The organism is Pseudonocardia sp. TMWB2A (genome assembly GCF_017312135.1).
This window is the reverse complement of record NZ_QKQY01000002.1, coordinates 1,621,580-1,641,702: the sequence shown is the minus strand read 5'-3', so window position 1 is coordinate 1,641,702 and position 20,123 is coordinate 1,621,580. Positions and strand designations below refer to the sequence as shown.

Sequence of the window (20,123 nt, the reverse complement as noted above, 5' to 3'; positions counted from 1 at the left end):
TGCCCGCTCCCGGACCGGTCCGTACCCTGGGGGCCATGTCCGGTTCTGCCAAGCAGGTCCTGCTCGCCAAGCCCCGCGGCTACTGCGCGGGCGTCGACCGTGCCGTCGAGGCGGTGGAGCAGGCGCTCGACCAGTACGGCGCCCCCGTGTACGTCCGCAAGGAGATCGTGCACAACAAGCACGTGGTGGAGACGCTGCGCGAGCGCGGCGCGATCTTCGTCGACGAGGCGTCGGAGGTCCCGGAGGGCGCGCACGTCGTGTTCTCCGCGCACGGCGTCTCGCCCGCGGTCCGCGACGAGGCCAAGGGCCGGAACCTGCAGACCATCGACGCGACCTGCCCGCTGGTGACCAAGGTCCACCAGGAGGCGAAGCGGTTCGCCCGCGAGGACTACGACATCCTGCTCGTCGGGCACGCCGGGCACGAGGAGGTCGAGGGGACCTCCGGTGAGGCGCCCGAGCACATCCAGCTCGTCGAGTCCGCCGCCGACGTCGACTCCGTGACCGTCCGCGACCCCGAGCGGGTCGTGTGGCTGTCGCAGACCACGCTGAGCGTCGACGAGACGATGGACACCGTCCGTGCGCTGCGCGAGCGGTTCCCGAAGCTGCAGAACCCGCCGTCGGACGACATCTGCTACGCCACGCAGAACCGCCAGGTCGCGGTGAAGACGATGGCGCCGCGCTGCGACCTCGTGCTGGTCGTCGGGTCGCGGAACTCGTCGAACTCGGTGCGCCTGGTCGAGGTCGCGTTGGGCGCCGGGGCCGGTGCCTCGTACCTGATCGACTACGCCCGCGAGATCGACGAGTCCTGGCTCGACGGCGTCACGACGGTCGGGATCACCAGCGGCGCGTCGGTCCCGGAGATCCTGGTGCAGGGTGTCGTGGAGTACCTCGCCGAGCGTGGCTTCGGCTCGGTCGAGGAGGTCGACACCGCCGAGGAGACGCTGACCTTCTCGCTGCCCCGCGAGCTGCGCCCGCCGCGCGGCCGGTCGCTGGGCCTGACCCCGGTGAACTGACCCGCGGCACACACGACGGAGGCCCCGGACCGACTCGGTCCGGGGCCTCACGTGTGTACGGGGGCGGTCAGCCCGCGGCGCGGTCCGCCTGGACCTGCTTCGCCGACACGACCTGCACCTGGTCGCCGATCTGCAGGGTGTCGAACCAGAGCTTCGCGTTCTCCGGGGTGAGCCGGACGCAGCCCGCCGACGGGGTGTCGGTACGGCCCTCGTGGAAGGCGATGCCGCCGTCCTGGAAGAACACCGCCCACGGCATCGGGGCGGGCTCGCCGTTGGTCATCGTGTACTCGCCGCTCTTGTGCAGCTGCTCCTTGCGGTAGACCCGCAGGGAGTGGCCGACCGGGGTCTCCTTGCCCGGGCCGCCGATGGCGACCGGGACGGGCCCGTGGGTGACCTTCCCGTCGGTGAGCAGCCAGGAGCGCTGGGTGTCGAGGTCGACGCAGGCGCGGGCCGTGACGGTGCACGGGGTGCCCTCGACGAGCGGCTGGTCCCGGAAGGCCTGCGCGGCCGGGGTCCCGGCGATCGCGGTGCCGACGCCGATCAGCGCGACGGCCGCGGTGACCAGCGCGACGACGATCGCGGGTCGCGTCCTGCGGGGGCTGCGGGTGGTCGACATGGCTCTCCAGTGGTTCCGGCGTGCGTCGGGGAGCGGCGGGGTCACGCCGTGCCCCCGATGGGAAGACGCTCGGGAGGGCAGTGGGTTGCTCCCATTGTCCGATCCGTCGTCACCCGGGCGGTCTGCGGGGTACGTTCCGGCCGTCCACCTGGGCGGATGCGTCCGGACGGCCGTGGCTGCGCCGGACGGCCGTCAGCGGGTGTCGCGGCGTGTCCGGCCGGTCGCGCCGCGTGTCGACCCGCGGTCGGGCTCGGAGCGGGAGGAGCCGGCGCGCGAGGAGCCGGAGCGCGCGGTCCCGGTGGAGCGTGCCGCCGAGCCGGTGCGGGAGACCCCGGTGCCGGTGGACCCGGTACGCCCGGTGGACCCGGTGCGGGCCGTGTCGCGGCGGGCGGAACCGGTCGGGGCCGAGCCGGTGCGGGCGGTACCGGTCGTCGAGCCGGTGCGGGCGGTGCCGGTCGTGCGGGACCGGGCCGCGGTCGTCGTCGAGGTGCCCGCTCCGCGCGGTGCCCGGGTCCGTCCGCCGGGGCCGTCGGGGTCGTACCCGCCCGGGTCGCGGCCCAGGCGCTGCCGCAGCCGGCCGACGGCGTCGTCCGGGCCGAGCCGCTGACGCAGAACGCGCAGACCGGCGACGAGCAGCACGACCAGCGTGGTCACCGCCATCGCCGGGAACGCGTTGATCAGCGGGGCCCCCGCCATGAGCAGGCTCTGCGCCGTGCCACCGCCGGACGGGGCGCCGATCAGCACCGCGACCAGCGGCACGACGACGGCGAGCAGCAGCGGCGGCTGCACGGCCGGCAGGAACAGGCTGCGCCGGCGGACCCAGGACACCGCGAGCACGCAGCCGAGCAGGTAGCAGACCTCGAACACCCGGCCGACGGTGCCGATCCGCAGCAGGTCCACCAGGACCCCGAGGGCGGTGGTGCCGACGGCCAGACCGGTGGCCGCGAGCGGCGGGACACCGAGGACCGGGGGGAGCAGGGACCGCTCACGCACCGGCCAGCCACCGCGCGCAGGGGCGGGCCCCCGGCCGGGCCGGCGGGCCGAGCTCGATCGGGCCGTGGTCACCCGGTCAGCCTAACCCCTCCCGCCACGGTGTCCCGGCCGCCTCGTCGCGTGCCGTGTCGCCGTCGCCGAACGTGCCCGGATGTGCGCCGTCGGGTCGGCCACCGCCGGATCGGGTGCCGTCCGACCGGTTGTGGTCGGGCCGCCCGAGGTCCTCCAGGGACACCAGCGAGTCCCCGGCGGAGGCGACCAGCTCGGGCGCGGAGACGCCGCGCGGGGTCCGGTCGACCGTCGCGGGCGTCCCCAGCTCGGTGTCGGACACCTGCAGCTCGGTGAACTTCCGGGCGCTCACCAGGACCCGCGCCTCCAGCGAGGAGACGGTCCGGTTGTAGCTGTCCACCACCGCGTCCAGGCTGCGGCCGAGTTTCGCGACGTGCGTGCCCATCGTCGCGAGGCGCCCGTGCAGCTCGCGCCCGAGCCGGTGCACCTGGGCGGCGTTGCGGGCCAGGGCCTCCTGCTTCCAGCCGTAGGCGACGGTGCGCAGCAGCGCGACGAGGGTGGTCGGCGTCGAGAGCACGACGTTGCGGCCGAAGGCGTACTCCAGCAGCCCCGGGTCCGAGCGCAACGCCGCCTCCAGGAACGGGTCGCCCGGCACGAACAGCACCACGAACTCCGGTGTCGGCTCGAACGACTCCCAGTAGGCCTTGGCCGAGAGCTGGTCCACGTGCGTGCGCAGCTGCCGGGCGTGCGCCGCGAGCCGCTCGGTGTGCACGTCCGGGTCCGAGGCCTCGACCGCCTGCAGGTAGGCCGCGAACGGCACCTTCGCGTCGACGACGACCTGCTTGCCGCCCGCGAGCCGGACCAGCATGTCCGGGCGGACCCCGCCGTCCTCCCCGGCGGCGGACACCTGGGTGGAGAAGTCGCAGTGCTCGAGCATCCCGGCCATCTCCGCGACCCGCTGCAGCTGCATCTCGCCCCACCGGCCCCGCACCTGCGGCGCCCGCAGCGCGTTGACCAGCGCCTTCGTCTCGGTGCCGAGCTTGTCCGAGCTCGCCGCCATCGCCCTGACCTGCTCGCGGAGCCCGGCGTAGGCGGACTCGCGCTCCTTCTCCACCGTCCGCAGCTGTCCCTCGACCCGGCCCAGCGCCGCCGAGACCGGGTCGAGCAGCTGCTCGACGGCCTTCGCGCGGGCGGCCTGGTCGCCGTCGGCCTTCGCCGCGAGCGCGGCGGTCGCCTCCTTGAGCCTGCTCTCCGCCAGCGCCACGAACGCCTCGTTGTTGCGGGCCAGCGCGTCCTGCGACAGCGCGGCGAAGGAGTCCTTCAGCTCGGCCTCGCGGCGCACCGTCGCGGCCTCGGCCCCGGCCCGGGCCTCCCGCTCGGCGCGCAGCGCTGCGGTGGCTCCTGCGGCGTCGGACTCGGCCCGCCGGGCGCGGATCGTCGCGTCGTCGAGGGACTCGTGCAGCTCCTCGACCCGTTCGAGCAGCGCGGCGCGCTCGGCGCGCAGGCCCGCCGCGTCGGCCCGGGTGGTGGCGGCGGTGTTCGCGGCGGCCCGGGCCGCCTCGGCCGCCTCGGCCCGGAACCGGGCGGCGGCCACCGACCAGACCACGGCGGCGGCGACCGCCGCACCGAGCAGCGATCCGAGGAGCAGGCTGAGGACGTCCACCCCCGTAGCGTGCACCGCACCCCTGACAGTTCCGCGTCGCCGCAGCTCAGCGGCGTGTCCGGAGCCGGGTGTTTCGCACGGGCACGCACGGGGGACGGCCGTCGGCCGGCCGGGTTGCCCCGGCGAGGCGGATGCCACGCCGGGCGAACCGGTTCGCGATGCACACGTCTTTCCCGGTGTCGGACCTTCGGGGGGCCGACGGTCCGGGCCGGGGGGCCCGGGCGCACCGCGAGAGTGAGAGAGGTACCTGTGATGACCACCCGACTCGCCCGCACCATCGGCCGTACGGCCGCCACGACCACCGCCGCCCTGGCGGTCGCCGCCGCGGCCGTGCTCGTCCCGGCCGGGGTCGCCTCGGCCGCACCCGCGACGCCGGCGGGGGACCCGGCGCCCAGCGCCTGCCGCCCGGCGAACCAGCAGGCGACCATCCACCCGGCCCCGGGCAGCGCCGGGCACCGCCACTACACGGTCGTGCTCAGCGCGGCCCCGGGCACGTCGCCGTGCCTGCTGTCCGGATCGCCGTCGGACCTGGTGTTCAGCCTGAACGGCTCGCCGCGCGCCTCCGAGGTCGCGGTGCCCTACGGCGACCAGACCCGCGCCGTCGAGTTCGGGCCGGGCGAGCCCGTGCAGTTCGACGTGCAGGTCCGCGACTCCGCCGGGCCCGCCCGGGCGAACGAGCTGGAGTTCTCGCTGCACGGTCCCGGCGGTGACATCCCGGGCAGCTTCCTGGCCCGGGGACCGATCGGCGTCGACGCCGGCATCCAGGTCGGCCCGGTCACCGAGCGCTGACCCGGGGCGCCGCCCCGGACCACCGGCCACGCGGCGGCCGCGGTGCGCGATCCGCGGCCGCCGCGGCGGTCTCAGACCGCCTCGTGCTCCAGCAGCCACCGCTTCACGGCCAGGCCGTAGCGGAACCCGCCCAGGCTCCCGTCGGTGCGCAGCACCCGGTGGCACGGGACGAACAGCGCCGCCGCGTTGAACGCGCAGGCGCCCGCCGCGGCCCGCACCGCCGCGGGGCGGCCGGTCTTCTCGGCGTAGCCGGTGTAGGTGACCGGCGCCCCCGCGGGGACGGTCCGCAACACGTCCCACGCCAGCTCCCGGTAGGGGCCGGACCGCTGGCGGACGGGCACGTCGTCGATCACCGACAGGTCGCCGCCGTGGTAGCGCTCGACCGCCTCGCCGACCGTGCCGAGATCGCCCTCGACCACGGTCGCCGGGGCCAGCGAGCGGTGCACCAGGGCGAGCAGCTCGTCGACCGAGGCGGTCCAGCCGGAGGCGAGGACGTGTCCGTCGTCGTCGACGACGGCGGTGAACGGCCCGGCCGGGGTGTCCTGTGTGGACCACGTTGCGGTACTCATGCGCTCCTCCGAGGAGTGGTGGTGGCGGCGGACGTCGCGGCCCGCCAGAGATGGGTGGCGGCGTAGGACCGCCAGGGGGCCCAGGCGTGGGCGCGCGCGGTGAGCGCCGCCTCGTCGCCGGGCAGTCCGAGCGCCTCGGCGCCGCGGCGTACCGCGAGGTCGGAGGCGAGCAGCTCGTCGGGATCGCCCAGGACGCGCATGGCCAGGTAGCCGGCGCTCCACGGACCGATCCCGGGCAGCGCGCACAGCTCGGCGCGCAGCCCGTCCGGGTCGCGCCCGGGGTCGAGGGCGAGGGTGCCGTCGGCGAGTGCGGCACACAGCCCCCGCAGCGACGACGCCCGCCGCGCCGGCCCGGCGATGTCGGCGTCGGCGAGGGTCTCCGGCCCGGGGAACAGCAGGTGCGGTCCGTCGTCGTCGCGCAGCTCGGCGGGCAGCGGCGTCCCGTGCACGGCCGCGAGACGGGCCGCGGCGGTGCGGGCGGCGGCGACCGACACCTGCTGGCCCAGCACCGTCCGCACCGCCGTCTCGGCCGGGTCGACGGTGCCCGCCAGCCGGATCCCGGGCGTCGCGGCGACCAGCGGGGCGAGTGCCTCGTCGGCGCCCAGCACGGCGTCGACGGCGAGCGGGTCGGCGTCGAGGTCGAGCAGCCGGCGCAGCCGGGACACCGCGGGCCCGACGTCCCGCGGGTCGGACGCCCGCAGCGTCGCCACCACGGCCCCGGCCCGCGCGGTCAGGTCCAGCGCGACGACGGCGGGTCCGTGCGGCAGCCGCAGCGTGCGCCGGTAGGTGCCGCCGGTGACGGTCTCGACGCCGTCGACGGCGCGGGCCGCGAGGTGGTCGAGCAGGCCGTGCGGGTCGAACGGGGACCGGTAGGGCAGCCGCAGGACCAGCGCACCCGGCGGGCCGGGCTCACGGGTCCGCGACCGGCGGGCGGCCTCGGCGCGCAGCTGCGAGGGCGGGACGCCGTAGACGGCGCGGACGGTGTCGTTGAACTGGCGGACGCTGCCGAACCCGGCGGCGAACGCGACGTCGGCCAGCCCGAGCGGGGTGGTCTCGACCAGGATGCGGGCGGTGTGCGCGCGCTGCGCGCGGGCCAGGGCCAGCGGCCCGGCGCCCACCTCGGAGGTGAGGATCCGGCCGAGCTGGCGGGGCGAGTAGCCCAGCCGCGACGCGAGCCCGGGGACCCCGTCGCGCTCGACGACGCCGTCGGCGATCAGGCGCATGGCCCGCCCGGCGGCGTCCGCGCGCAGGTTCCACTCCGGCGAGCCGGGGACGGCGTCGGGCAGGCACCGCCGGCAGGCCCGGTAGCCCGCGGTCTGCGCGGCGGCCGCGGTCCGCAGGAACTCGACGTTGCGCGAGCGCGGAGGCGGTACCGGGCAGGACGGGCGGCAGTAGATGCCGGTGGTCCGCACGGCCGTGACGAACTGGCCGTCGAACCGTGCGTCCTTGGCGGCGACGGCGCGGTAACAGGAGTCGTGGTCGAGCAGCACGGCACCGACGATGCCACTCCGCAGCCGCCGTCACTGGCGGGAATCGGTCACCGGTGTCCGGGGTCCGGTCTACGGGCAGAGCGCGCCCGACACCCATCCCTGCTGGCAGGCGAAGCGGACCTCCTCCTCGCGCGAGGCGTCCCGGTCGGGGACCCCCGACGGGCGCTCGCGGGTCCGCTCCGGGGTGGTGCGCGGCGGGTCGGCCGGGGCCGTGGTCGCGACGGGGGCGGGCTCGACCGGCTCGGGGGCCGCCGTCTCCCGCTCCCGGGTGACGCCGCCGGTGTCGTCGCGCACGACGGGTGCGCTCCCGCCCGACGGAGCCGGTGCCGGGGCCGGGACGAGCGGCGGGAGAGCGGGCGCCGGCGGGGCGGGCGCGGCCGGCGGTGCCGGGGGCAACGCGGGCTCCTCCTGGCCGGCCGCGGTCAGCGACACCGCGGACACGGTCCCGGCGGTGGTCAGGACCGCGACCCCCGCGGTCAGCAGGGCGTGCATTCCGGGCAGGCGCACGACGTCCCCCTCGGTCTCGGTCGTCGAAGCTCGGCCCGGACGGATGTGGTGCACGGCCGTCCGGGTGATGGGAGCGGTTCGACGATGGCTGTGCGTCACCTGTGCGTCGTGCGACGGAGTATGCCTTACGCCCAACGGAGCAACGACGGCGACTGACGGTGATCGTCCGCGGTGGGTGTCGTGTCCTGGCCCCGGGGCGGGTACGGGATCATGGTCGTCGGCACGGACGAACTGGAGGCGATCATCGCGACCGAGGCCGTCGAGTCCGGCCCCGGGCCCCGTCGCGCCGGGCGGGCGACCGCGGCCCGCACCCGCATCGTCGGGTGGGTCCTGCTGCTCGTGCTGGCCTCGCTGGGCGTCGTCACGCTGCTGACCTGGATGCTGCTGATCGACGAGACCGACCGCCGGATCGACGGCGCGCTGAACTCCGAGATCGCCGAGTTCGCCCGCGTCACCGAGACCGGCGTCAACCCGACGACCGGCCAGCCGTACTCCTCGGTCGACGAGATCCTGCGGTCGGTGATCGCCGCCAACGTGGCGCGGCCGAACGAGAAGTTCCTCGGCTACCTCGACGGGCGCTTCCGCTGGGAGTCCCGGCGGACCAGCCCGCGGGTGCTGCTGCGCGAGGACCCGGCGTTCGCCGCGCTGGTCGCCGACGTCCGCCGTCCGACCCGCGGCTCCTACCTCAGCTCGGCGGGCGAGGTGCGCTGGTCGGCGCTGCCGGTCGGGCTCGCCGGCGACCCGCAGCGCGGCGTCATCGTGATCGGCTACTTCACCGAGCGCGAGCACGACTTCGCCCACGAGGCCGCGCGGCTGATGGGGCTGGTCGGGTTCGGGACGGCGCTGCTGTCCGCGGTCGGGGCGTGGCTGGTGGCCGGGCGCATCCTGCGGCCGCTGCGCGACGTCGCCGCGACCGCCCGCACCATCACCGGGCGGGACCTGTCGCGCCGGGTGCCCCAGCGCGCCCGGGCCCGCGACGAGATCGCCGAGCTGGCCATCACGCTGAACGCGATGCTCGACCGGGTGCAGAGCGGGATGGTGTCCCAGCGGCGGTTCGTCGACGACGCCGGGCACGAGCTGCGCACCCCGATCACCATCGTCCGGGGGCACCTCGGGGTGCTCGACCCGCACGACCCCGACGACGTCGCCGAGACCGTCGCCCTGGTCGACGACGAGCTGGAGCGCATGAACCGGCTGGTGTCGGAGATGCTCGCGCTGACCCGGGCCGAGCAGCCTTCGCTGCTGCGGACCGAGACCGTCGACGTCGGCGTGCTGACCCGGGAGCTGTTCGAGAAGCTGACCGGCCTCGCCGACCGGGACTGGCGGCTGGAGTCGGTGGCCGCGGTGTGGTGCCGGATGGACCCGCAGCGGATCACCCAGGCCGTCGTCGCGCTGGCCGACAACGCGACCCGGTTCACCGGTGACGGCGACCGGATCGCGCTCGGCTCGGAGGCGGTCGACGGGCGGGTGCGGATCTGGGTGGCCGACTCCGGACCGGGCGTCGCACCCCAGGACCGGCACCGGGTGTTCCGGCGCTTCGCGCGCGGCGACGACGCGCCCCGCTCCGACGGCGCCGGTCTCGGGCTGTCCATCGTCGAGGCCATCGCGACGACGCACGGCGGCCGCGTGCTGCTCGAGAGCACACCCGGGCACGGGGCGACCTTCACGCTGGACCTGCCGAGGAGCGAGACGTGAGCAGCCGGATCCTGGTGGCCGAGGACGAGCCGCGCATCGCGTCGTTCGTGAAGAAGGGCCTGGTCGGGGCCGGGTTCGAGGTCACGGTCGTCGCCGACGGGGCCGGTGTGCACGACCACGCCGTGACCGGTGGGTTCGACCTGCTGGTGCTCGACATCGGGCTGCCCGGGATGGACGGCTTCGAGGTCCTGCGCCGGCTGCGGGCGGCGGGCAGCGCCGTCCCGGTGATCATCCTGACCGCGCGCGACAGCGTGCACGACACCGTCGCCGGGCTGACCGGCGGCGCCGACGACTACATGGCCAAGCCGTTCCGGTTCGAGGAGCTGGTGGCCCGGATCCGGCTGCGGCTGGAGCGCGCCCGCCCCGTCCCGGACCCGGACGTGCTGACCTTCCACGGGCTCGAGCTCGACCCCCGTACCCGGCACGTGAGTGTGCACGGCCGGACCGTCGAGCTGTCGGCGCGCGAGTGCGCGCTGGCCGAGACGTTCCTGCGTCACCCGGGCCAGGTGCTGTCCCGCGACCAGCTGCTCCGGCTGGTGTGGGGGCCCGCCGAGTCGGGGGCGTCGTCCAACGTCGTGGACGTCTACGTCCGCTACCTGCGCCGCAAGCTCGGCGCCGGCTGGATCGCGACCGTGCGCGGCGCGGGCTACCGGCTCGAACCGGGCTGAACGGACCCGACTACCCTGGTCGTCCGTGTCCCTCACCCTCGGCATCGTCGGCCTGCCCAACGTCGGCAAGTCGACCCTGTTCAACGCGCTGACCCGCAACGACGTGCTCGCCGCGAACTACCCGTTCGCGACGATCGAGCCCAACGTCGGCGTCGTCCCGCTCCCCGACGCGCGCCTGGGGAAGCTGGCCGAGATCTTCTCGTCGGAGAAGATCATCCCGGCGTCGGTGTCCTTCGTCGACATCGCCGGCATCGTCAAGGGCGCGTCCGAGGGCGCGGGCCTGGGCAACAAGTTCCTCGCGAACATCCGTGAGTCCGACGCGATCTGCCAGGTCGTGCGCGTCTTCGACGACCCGGACGTGGTGCACGTCGACGGCCGCATCGACGCCGCGAGCGACATCGAGACGATCGCGACCGAGCTGGTCCTGGCCGACCTGCAGACGCTGGAGAAGGCGATCCCGCGGCTGGAGAAGGAGGCCCGCACGCAGAAGGACCGCAAGCCGGTCCTGGACGCCGCGCACGCCGCCGTCGCGATCCTCAACGAGGGCCGGACGCTGTTCCAGGCGAAGGCCGACACCGAGCTGCTGCGCGAGCTGACCCTGCTCACCACGAAGCCGTTCCTCTACGTCTTCAACGCCGACGAGGCCGTCCTCACCGACCACGCCCGGCGCAAGGAGCTCACCGAGCTCGTCGCCCCCGCCCAGGCGGTGTTCCTCGACGCCAAGGTCGAGGCCGAGCTGCTGGAGCTCGACGACGAGTCCGCCGCCGAGCTCCTGGAGTCGATCGGGCAGGACGAGCCGGGCCTGGCCCAGCTGGCCCGCGCCGGGTTCTCCACCCTCGGGCTGCAGACCTACCTGACCGCCGGGCCCAAGGAGTCGCGGGCCTGGACGATCCCGCAGGGCGCCACCGCGCCGCAGGCGGCTGGGGTCATCCACACCGACTTCGAGCGGGGCTTCATCAAGGCCGAGATCGTCTCCTTCGACGACCTGGTCGCCGCGGGGTCGATGAACGCCGCGAAGTCCGCGGGGAAGGTGCGGATGGAGGGGAAGGACTACGTCATGCACGACGGCGACGTGGTCGAGTTCCGCTTCAACGTCTGACCCGGCTCCGATTCCCCTGGTCAGAGCCTTACGGCTCCGGCGTATTCGTCACCGGTTCGTCAGTAGTGCCGAGGACGGCCGTCAGCATGGAGTCCGCAGCGGCTCGTGTCCGGTCCTCCGCGGTCGGCCACAGGTGCGCGTAAGTGCTCAGGGTGACGGTCGCGCTGGAGTGTCCGAGCGCATGTGCACGGTCGCCACGTCGCTGCCGGCCGCGCGATCAGCCCCGAGGCGAAGAAGCGCCGCAGGTCGTGCAGGCAGCTCGTCGGGTGCTCGGCGTCGCGCCGGGTTGCCGTTCTCTCCCCGGAACAGCCATCGTTTCGATCCGCGGCCGGCCAACCCGTCAAGGTGCGCGCGGACGATGGCGACCAGGCCGTCGGCGAGGAAGACCGTGCGCTCGCTGCCGTACTCGGGCGCCCGGATCTCGACGGCCTGGTTGTCCGCCCGCTGCACCCGTCGAGTGGCTCACGGTCGATGAGGTCCAGCAGCGCACGATGCCTGCCTACGCCGTCTGGGGCCTCGATGCCCTCATCCTGGGACCACGCTCCCGAGCCCACGACCGTACGACCGTCATCTCGCCCTGACGAGGAGAAGCTACTTCCAACGGCGACCGGGCACGCCGTGTCCAGATTCTCCATTCGGTATCAAGGCGGCGCCTGCGGCGCCGCTCCCGGGACAGGGCCGACACCAGCGCAAGCGGTGCACGGGGCGTGCGGCCTCCGGCCGGTCCCCGTGCGCCGCGCGCTGGCGACCCCGGGAGCGGCACCGCGAACCAGTGCGCGCCACGACGGGGACGAGGCGGAGGTAGGATGCCTCGGTAGGCGGCGCCTGCTTGCAGCGCATAGCTGTCGGGGTGCGCTCGTAGGCCTGCAATCATGACGGCAGAGCCAGTCCACGAATCGCGTCCGCCGGGGGCGTCGTGTCCGGGGCCGCCCACGCACTGGACAAATCCGAGTGAGAGATCGCGGCGGTACGCCCCGACGAGCTCAACACCCGTACTCCCTGCGCCGACTATGACGTTCGCGCTCTGCTGCTCGGCCACGTGCTCGCGGTGTTTGCACCAGGTGAACCAGGGCGTGCTCAGGGCAGTGGTTTACGCCGGCGCGGTGATCTTCCAGTGGAAGCCGTCGGGGTCGGTGAGGCGGGCGACGTGGTCGCCTTCGTCGGTTCGGGTCGCCGGGGCCGTGACGGTGCCCCCGGCGGCGTCTGCGGCTTTGAGGAGGCCGTCCAGGTCGTCTCGGGAGGCGGCGGTGTGGGTGAGCATGGCGGCGGAGAAGCCGTCGCCGTGCGCGTCGACGCCGGCGTCCTTGGCGAGGGCTTTGCGGGGGAGCAAGCCAAGGCGGCACACCCCGTGGGTGATGGTGAAGTCGATGAACGTGTCGCCATAGTCCCTCTCGACGCGCATGCCCAGCGCTTCGTAGAACGTCTTGGACGCCGTCGGCTTGGTCACGCCGAGGTAGATCGCCGTCTCGGTGGGCGCGATCGGATCGGGAACAGGGCGAGTGTTCTTTTTCGTGGCCGCGGCCAGTTTCCACAGCGCGCCGTCCGGTGCCCGGTAGACCGCGGTGAACTCGCCGAATAGCTTCTTCTTGGCGGGTTTGACGACGGTGGCGCCGTTCGCGATGGCGAGGTCGAGCAGGGCTTCGACCTCGTCGGGCTGGTTGACGATGGCGGACAGGACGTAGCCGCGGAACCCGGACGTCGCCGGGTCGGTGCCGGTTTCACCGGCAAGCTCGCCGACCGGCCGGAACGTGAGCCGGCCGGTGCCGTGCAGGTCCAGGCCGTCGCCGGTGGTCGTGGGTGAGAACGCGGCGGTGTAGAAGGCGTTCGCCGTCTGCGGGTGCGCGGCGCCGAGCGTGATGATGTCGAGCGAGAGTGCCACGTGGATGACTCCTTCGTGCCGATCCGTACGGTGCCTGCGGCGGGCCGGCCCGGTCAGGGGAGCTGGTTGATCCGGACGAGGTTGCCGGCGGGGTCGCGGAACGCGCAGTCCCGGACGCCGTAGTCCTGATCGGTGGGCTCTTGCACGACGTCTGCGCCGGTGGCTTCCAGCCGCTGGAAGAGGCCGTCGAGGTCGTCCGAGGCCAGGGTGATGGCGGTGTAGGTGCCCTTGGCGATGAGTTCGAGGATGGTGCTGCGCTCGTCGTCGGTGATACCGGGGTCGACGGCCGGAGGGTGCAGCACGATCGAGGTGTCCGGCTTCCCGGCCGGGCCGACGGTGATCCAGCGCATGTCCTCGTAGCCGACGTCCTTACGGACTTCGAAACCGAGGGCGTCGCGGTAGAACCCCAGCGCGGCGTCGGCGTCGGTGTGCGGGAGGAAGGCGTAGTGAATGGTGATGTCCATGCCGCTCACGCTAGATCCGGCTGCCGAGCTTCTGCTTCTTGAATCCTGATCGGTCTGGTGACCTGTTTGGCCAGGCACGGCGGGATGCCCTCAGCTGCTCGGGAGTGGTCGCGGCGGTAGACGCTCGGCGGCACGCCCACCAGTTCGGTGAACCTGGTGCTGAACGTCCCCAGCGACGAGGAGCCCACCGTGAAGCACACCTCGGTGACGGTGAGGTCCCCGCGGCGCAGCAGCGTCATCGCGCGCTCGACCCGCCGGGTCATCAGGTACGCGTACGGCGATTCCCCGTAGATCCGGCGGAACTCCCTGCTCAGGTGACCGGCGGACATGTTCGCGCCGCGGGCGAGGGCCTCGAGGTTCAGCGGCTGGGCGTACTCGCGGTCGATCCGGTCCCGGACCCGGCGGATCACCACGATGTCCCGCAACCGCTGCGCCTGCGCGCGACCAGGAGCCACCACGGCATCGTCGCATCTCCGGCCCGGTCGCTCGGCCCTGACGTGATACCTCGATATCGATCACGATTCGAGAAGCCCGCTGCCGCCGACCTCCGTAGCGTCCACACAGCACGCAGCGCCCGACCACAGGGGAGAGCAGAGATGGAATCCACGTCCGACAAGACCACCACCGACGACAGTAGGGGGTTCTCCGAGCAGGAGCGTGTCGCCATGCGGGAACGCTCGGCCGAGCTGAGGGCGCAGGCGGGCCGGGGTCGGGGCAACAAGGCGGCCGCCGACGAGGCCGACGTGCTGTCGAAGATCGAGAGCATGGTCGATCCGGACCGAGCGATCGCCGCACGTATCCATGCCATTGTCACCAGCAGAGCCCCGGGCTTGTCACCGAAGCTCTGGTACGGCCAGCCGGCCTATGCACGGAAGGGGAAGGTCGTGTGCTTCTTCCGTAGTGGCCACGACGACAAGGAGCGCTACTCGACCTTCGGCTTCACCCCCGAGGCCGGCCTCGACGACGGCGGCCTGTGGCCCACCTCGTTCGCAGTGACCGAGTTGAACGACGACGCCGGAAGGACTGTCGCCGCACTCGTCGAGAAGGCCGCAGGCTGACGCCGACCTCGCGGTGATGTCTCCCGCCCGTTCACGTCCGTGCGACCAGCAACTCCTCGCCCCATGAGGTGGCAAGCCCGTCGGACCGGCCGGTGAAGTAGCGACCCTCCTCCAGGTCGTTGTGCAAGTGCCAGACAGGCAAAGGGATCAACTGCGCCCTCGCCGGGCGGGCAGATCTCCGGGATGGTGGCGCCGTGCCATCCCGCCGACCTCCCGGAGGGCGTACCGCACGGACGGAGCGTGGCATGGTCGGGTCGGTTCGCGTCGAGGGCCGCCCACGGGCACCCGTACGGTCGGTCTGGCGACAGGTCGACGGATGACACTCGGAAGGCGCGGGGGAGCGGGCTCGGCCCCGGGTAATCCCCGGGAATCAACGGCAGAAGCCGACGATGGACCGTCGCCCGTGAAGGGCGCGTCAGCGAGTCCGTGCAACGCACGAGGGCTTATAACGGACGTCGAGCATCGGCGGAAGTAGTGGATCTTGTCTCCGCGGGTTGAGGGTCCAGCAAGTCGTGGCTCAGGGACGAGTCCCCGCACTGTCGTAGTAGCGGCGGCGAGCTGCTTTGACGACCTGGGTGATGGGACCCGAGGCGTGGTCGACGTTGAGAGGCGGTCGGAGAGCCCGGATGACATCGGCTTCAACGTCACGCGGGCTTGGGTGCTCGCACCAAGACACACGCAGGTTCTCGCCCATCCACTCGGTGAGCCGGGCTTCGTCGTCGTCGACGAGAACGACGCGATCGGACCAGCGTGTTCGGTACTCCTCCTCATCGAGCAGTAGGCCGGCAAGTGTGCGTCGAAGGGTGGAGCTGCCACTCCGGCTCAGGTGGTTCGAGGCGAGCCGTGCCCGGAGCTTCGTCGCGAGGCCGACGTAGAGGAGCCTCAGGCCTGGCACCACGGGGTGGGGACGACCCGGCAGTGCAGGCAGGATGGCAGGAGGCGCCCACCAGGCGTAGAGACCCGGAGCAGATGGCGCCAGAGCGTGGACGTCCTCGGTGCGGACCGGATTGTCGACCAGCGCGTCGATGACGGCCGCGATCGGTGGGGGAGCAGGCGACATCGGGGCAGTCTGCCGAGAGGCCCCGCAGCGAGGTAGTTGTTCGTCGGCGCGTCCACCGACGGCGATAGACACCGACAGTCGTCCGAGCAGGTTCACGCTGGTCGGGGCATGTTGGATCGCGCACGCCACAGGTCCGCGGATCGCGCTGATTCGTTCCGCTTCAACGTCTGACCCGCGCCTCCCACCCGCGCGTCGCGCTCATCAGAAGGGGTGAGGATCCGGCGTACACGCTGACCGTCGTCGCGCCACCCACGACACTGTGGGCCGGGCCCCGGGGGGCGGGGCCGGCGTGACCGGCTGGGGGGACGACGATGGGCATGGGCCGCTTCGCCGTGGCGGCCGTCGTCGCCGCCGTGTTCGCCACCAGTGCGTGCGCCGCCGCGTCCGGCGCCGAGCGGGCCACCACCCCGGAGCCCGCGGCCGCCGCGGTGTCCGCGTCGTTCGCACCCGCCACCGGTGTGCTGCCCCGGGCCGGGACGGGCTCGTCCGTGCCGGGGGCGGCGGTGGACGGCGCGATCGTCGCGGCCCGCCGGGCGATGGACCGGGCCGCGGCCGCCGAGGTGCGGGCGGCGGAGGAGAGCCGGGCGAGGGCGTCCGGCGACGACTGCGCGGCACGGGCGATGGCGGCCGGCCGGTTCGACCCGTCGTGCTCGGCCTACCAGGGGTACCTCGACCCGGGCACGTCCGCGGGCCGGGCGCCGACCAGCGGCGAGACCCAGATGCAGTACCTGTGCGAGCGGGGCCTGGCGCCCCGGGGCGACTGCTGACCCGTCGCGGCACGGACGGCTCCGGTCGCCCGCGGCTACCCTGGCGGAACGTGAACCTCCTCCAGCGCATGGCCCGGGTCGTCAACACCGTCGTCACGCCGCTCGCGCGCTCCGGCCGCCTCGGCGCGATGACGGAGATCAGCTACGCCGGCCGCCGCTCCGGCACCGAGTTCCGGCTCCCCGTGGCCTTCCGGCCCGAGGGCGACGGCGGCGTCATCCGCGTCGAGCTGCCGGACCGCAAGAACTGGTGGCGCAACTTCACCGGCGAGGGCGCGCCGCTGCGGGTCCGGGTCGACGGTGCGGAACGGCCGGGCCACGGTGTGGCGGTGCGGGACGGACGGCAGGTCCGGGTGGACGTCCGGTTCGACGGGGCCCACTGACGGTCGATCTTCCGACAGGCTGTCTCATATCGCGACGCCGGAGTGTGTCCCACGCCACTACCATCGGATCATCCGTGACGATCACCCGGGGTCCGGGCTCGTGACGGTTCCGCGCCCGACCCGGTGACGCGGCCCGACCGACACGGGGGAAGCCACATGGCCGAGCAGGTCCACCGGTTGATCTACCGCAGCCACAGCACCGTGCCCCGCGACCGCCGCGACGAGGTCCTCGCCGAGATCTTCGACGTGGCCCGGTCGAAGAACAAGAAGGCCGGTGTCACCGGGGCGCTGCTGATCTCCGACAACTGGTTCGTCCAGACCCTGGAGGGCGACGAGGCCGTGGTCACCCGGCTGTTCGAGACGATCAGGGAGGACGACCGGCACACCGATGTGGCGGTCGTCGAGTCGACGACGGCGGAGTCGCGGGTGTTCTCCCGCTGGTCGATGGCCCGCATCTCCCCGATCGGGCGCTCGGACATCCCGCTGCACGACGTCGACGGGCGCATCCGGCCCGCCGCGCCGGACCGGCCCGGGCGGGAGCAGCAGGACCTGCTCACGCGGATGCGGAACACCATCGGCGCGGACTCGGTCTGACCCGGCTCACCGCAGCGGGATGTCGACACCCCGCTCGGACTCGGGGCGCGGACCGTGGATCCGCCGCTCCGCCTCGGTGATCGGGACGTCGTTGATGCTGGCCTCGCGCCGCCGCATGAGTCCCAGCTCGTCGAACTCCCACAGCTCGTTGCCGTAGCTGCGCCACCACCGGCCGTCGGCGTCGCGGGACTCGTACTGGAACCGGACGGCGATGCGGTTGTCGTCGAACGCCCAGAGGCTCTTGCGCAGCGCGTAGTCCTGCTCGCGCCGCCACTTCGCCGTCAGCAGCTCGACGATCTCCTGCCGGCCGGTGGCGAAGGTGTCGCGGTTGCGCCACACCGAGTCCGGTGTGTACGCGCCCGCGACGCGCTCCGGGTCCCGGGTGTTCCAGGCGTCCTCGGCGGCCTGCACCTTCTGGCGCGCGGTCTCCGCGGTGAACGGCGGGTAGGGCGGACGGCCTTCGGCCACGACTGCCTCCTCGGTCAGTCGAGAACGAACGTTCTCGATCTGCTCCGGTAACGTAGGGAACAATCGTTCTCGATGTCAAGGAGGTCATCGGTGCCCGCGGCCATCACCGAGGAACAGGCCCGTCTCGACCGGGACGGCCTGCTGGACGCAGCGGAGCTGCTGTTCTACGAACGCGGCATCCGGGCCGTCGGGATGGATCAGGTCAGGTCGGCGTCGGGGCTCCCGCTCAAGCGGATCTACCGCGACTTCGCGACGAAGGAGGACCTCGTCGTCGCGGTGCTCCGCCGGCGCGACGAGCGCTGGCGGGGCGACCTGGCGGCGTACGTGACCCGGGTCGGGGACCCGCGGCGGCGGCTGCTCGCCGTCTTCGACTGGCTGGGGGAGTGGTTCGCCCGGCCCGGGTTCCGCGGCTGCGCGTGGATCAACGCCTACGGCGAGCTCGGCAGCACCTCGGAGCCGGTGCTGCGCGAGGTGCGCAGCCACAAGGAGCTGTTCCACCGGCAGCTCGGGGAGTGGGCGACGGCGGCCGGGGTGGACCCCGTCGAGCCGGTCTGCCTGCTCGCGGAGGGGGCGATGGTGACCGCGGCGATCGGCGGGAGCCCGGATCCGGCGCGGCAGGCGCGGGCGGCGGTGGCGGCGCTGCTGCCCTGACCGGCGGTCACTGCGACCAGGCCGCCGTCATCACCGTGGACAGCGGCTCCAGCTCCGCGACCAGCTCGTCGAGCTCCGCGTCGGACAGGGCCGCGTACGGCGGCGCGGCGAGCTCGTCGGTCAGCGCCTCGACGCGTGCCTTGACCTCCCGGCCCGCGTCGGTGAGCCACCCGTCGTCGTCGACCAGACCGCGTCGCCGCAGCCCGGCCATGACCTCGGCCAGCCGGGCCGCCGGCAGGTGGTGCACCCGCCCGAACGTCTCCGGCGGATGGATGCCCATGTCCAGCGCGGACAGCAGGTGGGCCTCGGTGCCACCGACCCGCTCGGTGAGCAGGGCGGTGACGTGCCCGTCGCCGCGGTGCTCGCGCAGCGTCGTCGCGGACTGCCACAGCCGGGTCAGCGGGTCGCCGGGGACCTCCAGGGTGCGCATCCCCGCGTACATCACCCGGCCCTCGGTGGGGGCGCTCGTCGCGGCGGTGGTGAGCAGGTCGGCGGCCCGGGCCACGCCGGGCGAGCCGGACAGCTCGGCGCCGAGGATCCGGCGCAGCGCCGCGACGCTGCCCCGTCGCCACGCGGCGAAGGACTCCTCCGGCGGGACCGTCGCCCAGGCGCTCGGGATGTGCCGGGCGGCCTCGCCGTCGGCGAAGCTGTAGAACGCCGCGTGCACGACCTCGGCCGGGACCCGGCCCAGCGGCGCGGCCCGGCTCGCGAAGTAGCCGTCCCAGTAGGTGCGGTGGCCGAGCGCGGCCAGCTCCTCGTTCGGCTCGTCGGCGAGGTAGGTGGCCAGGCAGATCGGCTCGGTCAGCCCGAACATGCGGCGTGCCGTGTGTGCGGAGGACATGACCGGTACGACCGGGCGGGCGTCCGGAACTGATCGGTCACCCGGGCCGGGTGGTGAACACCGGCCAGCCGATCTCGGTGCGCCACGCGGCGGCGTCGCCGGTGTCGCGGGGCCCGACGAGGTAGGTCTCGTGCACCGGCCCGTCGACGCGCAGCGCGTGCTCGGTCAGGTGGGCGCCCAGGGTGCCGTAGGTGACGTCGATGTCGTCGTGCGCGCCGTGGTGCACGGTCAGCGCGAGCTCCCGGGCGGGCAGCTCCAGCGGCGCCACACGGCCCGCGCGCACGGGCCGGTCGGTCGGGACGAACACCGTCATCCGTCCGGCGCCGTGGGTGAACAGCGCGTTGTCGTAGTGCCCGCCGGGCGGGCCGGCCGGACGGGCGCCCGCGGCGGCGACGGCCGCGTCGATCTCGGCCATCGCCGCGGCGTACCAGCGGAGCACGTCGTCGCCGTCGACGTGGCCGGTGACGGCGGTGACGGTGCGGGCCGGCTCGTCGCGGAACACCACCTCGGGGCGCGGCGCGGGCGCGAGCAGGCGCTGCAGGGACCCGACGGCCCCGGTGGTGGCGGCCAGGCGCCGCTCCAGCCGGGCGAGGTGCTCGGTGAGCAGCGCGGCCCGCCGGTCGACGTCGGCGCCCAGCAGCGCGACGATGTCGCGGACCGGCATGTCGAGGTCCCGGAAGCGGCGGACGACCTGGGCCCGGGGGATCTGCGTCGCCGCGTAGTAGCGGTAGCCGGTGTGCCGGTCGACGTGCTCGGGTTCGAGCAGGCCCACGTCGTGGTAGTGGCGCAGGGTCTTCACGCTCAGGTGGGTCACGGTGGCGAACTCGCCGATCGAGAGCAACGCGGTCAC

At 73.7% G+C, this 20,123-nt stretch carries 24 protein-coding genes; 10 read left to right on the top strand and 14 right to left on the bottom strand.

Features of this window, described 5'->3' with window-relative positions:
- Positions 1-35 precede the first annotated feature (35 nt).
- Complete coding sequence (locus tag DMP17_RS22185; RefSeq protein ID WP_226367206.1) at positions 36-1,013, top strand: 4-hydroxy-3-methylbut-2-enyl diphosphate reductase; 978 nt, start codon at positions 36-38, stop codon at positions 1,011-1,013.
- Between the two features lie 67 nt (positions 1,014-1,080).
- On the opposite strand, the gene DMP17_RS22180 is transcribed toward DMP17_RS22185, so the two are convergent.
- The 3 genes from DMP17_RS22180 to DMP17_RS22170 form a co-directional block, all read right to left on the bottom strand.
- On the bottom strand, positions 1,081-1,629 hold the full coding sequence (locus DMP17_RS22180) for a L,D-transpeptidase (RefSeq protein ID WP_226355253.1): 549 nt from the start codon (positions 1,627-1,629) through the stop codon (positions 1,081-1,083).
- 192 nt (positions 1,630-1,821) lie between these two features.
- Positions 1,822-2,694, bottom strand: a complete 873-nt coding sequence (locus DMP17_RS22175) for a DUF6542 domain-containing protein (protein ID WP_226367205.1) — start codon at positions 2,692-2,694, stop codon at positions 1,822-1,824.
- Positions 2,695-2,698: 4 nt separating this feature from the next.
- Complete coding sequence (locus tag DMP17_RS22170) at positions 2,699-4,294, bottom strand: DNA recombination protein RmuC (RefSeq protein ID WP_226355255.1); 1,596 nt, start codon at positions 4,292-4,294, stop codon at positions 2,699-2,701.
- A gap of 252 nt (positions 4,295-4,546) precedes the next feature.
- Here DMP17_RS22170 and DMP17_RS22165 point away from each other — a divergent pair, with 252 nt between their 5' ends.
- Positions 4,547-5,083 (top strand): hypothetical protein, encoded by a 537-nt coding sequence (locus DMP17_RS22165; RefSeq protein ID WP_226367203.1) that lies wholly within the window; start codon positions 4,547-4,549, stop codon positions 5,081-5,083.
- Positions 5,084-5,154: 71 nt separating this feature from the next.
- Here DMP17_RS22165 and DMP17_RS22160 read toward each other — a convergent pair whose 3' ends face one another.
- The 3 genes from DMP17_RS22160 to DMP17_RS22150 form a co-directional block, all read right to left on the bottom strand.
- Positions 5,155-5,652 (bottom strand): methylated-DNA--[protein]-cysteine S-methyltransferase, encoded by a 498-nt coding sequence (locus DMP17_RS22160; protein ID WP_226355257.1) that lies wholly within the window; start codon positions 5,650-5,652, stop codon positions 5,155-5,157.
- The gene (locus tag DMP17_RS22155; protein WP_226355258.1) at positions 5,649-7,142 is read right to left on the bottom strand and encodes a DNA-3-methyladenine glycosylase 2 family protein; all 1,494 of its coding nucleotides are present in this window, start codon (positions 7,140-7,142) and stop codon (positions 5,649-5,651) included. The genes DMP17_RS22160 and DMP17_RS22155 overlap by 4 nt, the downstream gene beginning before the upstream one ends.
- A gap of 69 nt (positions 7,143-7,211) precedes the next feature.
- Positions 7,212-7,649, bottom strand: coding sequence for a hypothetical protein (locus DMP17_RS22150; RefSeq protein ID WP_337830476.1), 438 nt, complete (start codon positions 7,647-7,649; stop codon positions 7,212-7,214).
- Between the two features lie 180 nt (positions 7,650-7,829).
- Here DMP17_RS22150 and DMP17_RS22145 point away from each other — a divergent pair, with 180 nt between their 5' ends.
- Genes DMP17_RS22145 through ychF form a run of 3 tightly spaced genes read left to right on the top strand, consistent with a single transcriptional unit; the run spans position 7,830 to position 11,111 of the window.
- Positions 7,830-9,344, top strand: coding sequence for a sensor histidine kinase (locus DMP17_RS22145; protein WP_337830475.1), 1,515 nt, complete (start codon positions 7,830-7,832; stop codon positions 9,342-9,344).
- Positions 9,341-10,012 carry a response regulator transcription factor gene (locus DMP17_RS22140; RefSeq protein ID WP_073577707.1) on the top strand — a complete coding sequence of 224 codons (672 nt, stop codon included), beginning with the start codon at positions 9,341-9,343 and terminating at the stop codon, positions 10,010-10,012. Before DMP17_RS22145 ends, DMP17_RS22140 begins: the two co-directional genes overlap by 4 nt.
- Positions 10,013-10,037: 25 nt before the next feature.
- Positions 10,038-11,111 carry a redox-regulated ATPase YchF gene (ychF, locus tag DMP17_RS22135; RefSeq protein WP_337830474.1) on the top strand — a complete coding sequence of 358 codons (1,074 nt, stop codon included), beginning with the start codon at positions 10,038-10,040 and terminating at the stop codon, positions 11,109-11,111.
- A gap of 147 nt (positions 11,112-11,258) precedes the next feature.
- Here ychF and DMP17_RS22130 read toward each other — a convergent pair whose 3' ends face one another.
- The 4 genes from DMP17_RS22130 to DMP17_RS22115 all read right to left on the bottom strand — a co-directional run bounded on the left by DMP17_RS22130 (position 11,259) and on the right by DMP17_RS22115 (position 13,909).
- Positions 11,259-11,561 carry a hypothetical protein gene (locus tag DMP17_RS22130; RefSeq protein WP_226355262.1) on the bottom strand — a complete coding sequence of 101 codons (303 nt, stop codon included), beginning with the start codon at positions 11,559-11,561 and terminating at the stop codon, positions 11,259-11,261.
- A 640-nt stretch (positions 11,562-12,201) separates the two neighbouring features.
- On the bottom strand, positions 12,202-12,990 hold the full coding sequence (locus DMP17_RS22125; protein ID WP_226355263.1) for a VOC family protein: 789 nt from the start codon (positions 12,988-12,990) through the stop codon (positions 12,202-12,204).
- A gap of 53 nt (positions 12,991-13,043) precedes the next feature.
- A complete protein-coding gene (locus DMP17_RS22120) occupies positions 13,044-13,454 on the bottom strand; it encodes a VOC family protein (protein ID WP_226355264.1) in 411 nt (136 codons plus the stop codon).
- A gap of 5 nt (positions 13,455-13,459) precedes the next feature.
- Positions 13,460-13,909 (bottom strand): helix-turn-helix transcriptional regulator, encoded by a 450-nt coding sequence (locus tag DMP17_RS22115; protein WP_337830473.1) that lies wholly within the window; start codon positions 13,907-13,909, stop codon positions 13,460-13,462.
- A gap of 141 nt (positions 13,910-14,050) precedes the next feature.
- On the opposite strand from DMP17_RS22115, the gene DMP17_RS22110 reads away from it, so the two are divergent.
- Positions 14,051-14,512 (top strand): DUF1801 domain-containing protein, encoded by a 462-nt coding sequence (locus DMP17_RS22110; protein ID WP_226355266.1) that lies wholly within the window; start codon positions 14,051-14,053, stop codon positions 14,510-14,512.
- Positions 14,513-15,029: 517 nt separating this feature from the next.
- Here the strand turns inward: DMP17_RS22110 and DMP17_RS22105 are convergent.
- On the bottom strand, positions 15,030-15,572 hold the full coding sequence (locus DMP17_RS22105) for a GIY-YIG nuclease family protein (RefSeq protein ID WP_337830472.1): 543 nt from the start codon (positions 15,570-15,572) through the stop codon (positions 15,030-15,032).
- 317 nt (positions 15,573-15,889) lie between these two features.
- Between DMP17_RS22105 and DMP17_RS22100 the strand changes: the two genes are divergently transcribed.
- The 3 genes from DMP17_RS22100 to DMP17_RS22090 all read left to right on the top strand — a co-directional run bounded on the left by DMP17_RS22100 (position 15,890) and on the right by DMP17_RS22090 (position 17,313).
- Entirely contained in the window at positions 15,890-16,339 is a 450-nt protein-coding gene (locus tag DMP17_RS22100) for a hypothetical protein (RefSeq protein ID WP_226355268.1), read from the top strand.
- A gap of 50 nt (positions 16,340-16,389) precedes the next feature.
- Positions 16,390-16,719, top strand: coding sequence for a hypothetical protein (locus DMP17_RS22095; protein ID WP_226355269.1), 330 nt, complete (start codon positions 16,390-16,392; stop codon positions 16,717-16,719).
- A 156-nt stretch (positions 16,720-16,875) separates the two neighbouring features.
- Positions 16,876-17,313: a BLUF domain-containing protein gene (locus tag DMP17_RS22090; RefSeq protein WP_226367199.1), complete on the top strand. Its 438-nt coding sequence runs from the start codon at positions 16,876-16,878 to the stop codon at positions 17,311-17,313.
- Positions 17,314-17,319: 6 nt separating this feature from the next.
- Here the strand turns inward: DMP17_RS22090 and DMP17_RS22085 are convergent, their stop codons facing one another.
- Positions 17,320-17,781, bottom strand: coding sequence for a nuclear transport factor 2 family protein (locus tag DMP17_RS22085; protein ID WP_226355271.1), 462 nt, complete (start codon positions 17,779-17,781; stop codon positions 17,320-17,322).
- A gap of 90 nt (positions 17,782-17,871) precedes the next feature.
- On the opposite strand from DMP17_RS22085, the gene DMP17_RS22080 reads away from it, so the two are divergent.
- Positions 17,872-18,432: a TetR/AcrR family transcriptional regulator gene (locus tag DMP17_RS22080; RefSeq protein WP_226355272.1), complete on the top strand. Its 561-nt coding sequence runs from the start codon at positions 17,872-17,874 to the stop codon at positions 18,430-18,432.
- Between the two features lie 7 nt (positions 18,433-18,439).
- Here DMP17_RS22080 and DMP17_RS22075 read toward each other — a convergent pair whose 3' ends face one another.
- Both DMP17_RS22075 and DMP17_RS22070 read right to left on the bottom strand, forming a co-directional pair.
- Complete coding sequence (locus DMP17_RS22075; protein ID WP_226355273.1) at positions 18,440-19,273, bottom strand: SCO6745 family protein; 834 nt, start codon at positions 19,271-19,273, stop codon at positions 18,440-18,442.
- A 37-nt stretch (positions 19,274-19,310) separates the two neighbouring features.
- Positions 19,311-20,123 (bottom strand): MerR family transcriptional regulator, encoded by an 813-nt coding sequence (locus DMP17_RS22070; RefSeq protein ID WP_337830471.1) that lies wholly within the window; start codon positions 20,121-20,123, stop codon positions 19,311-19,313.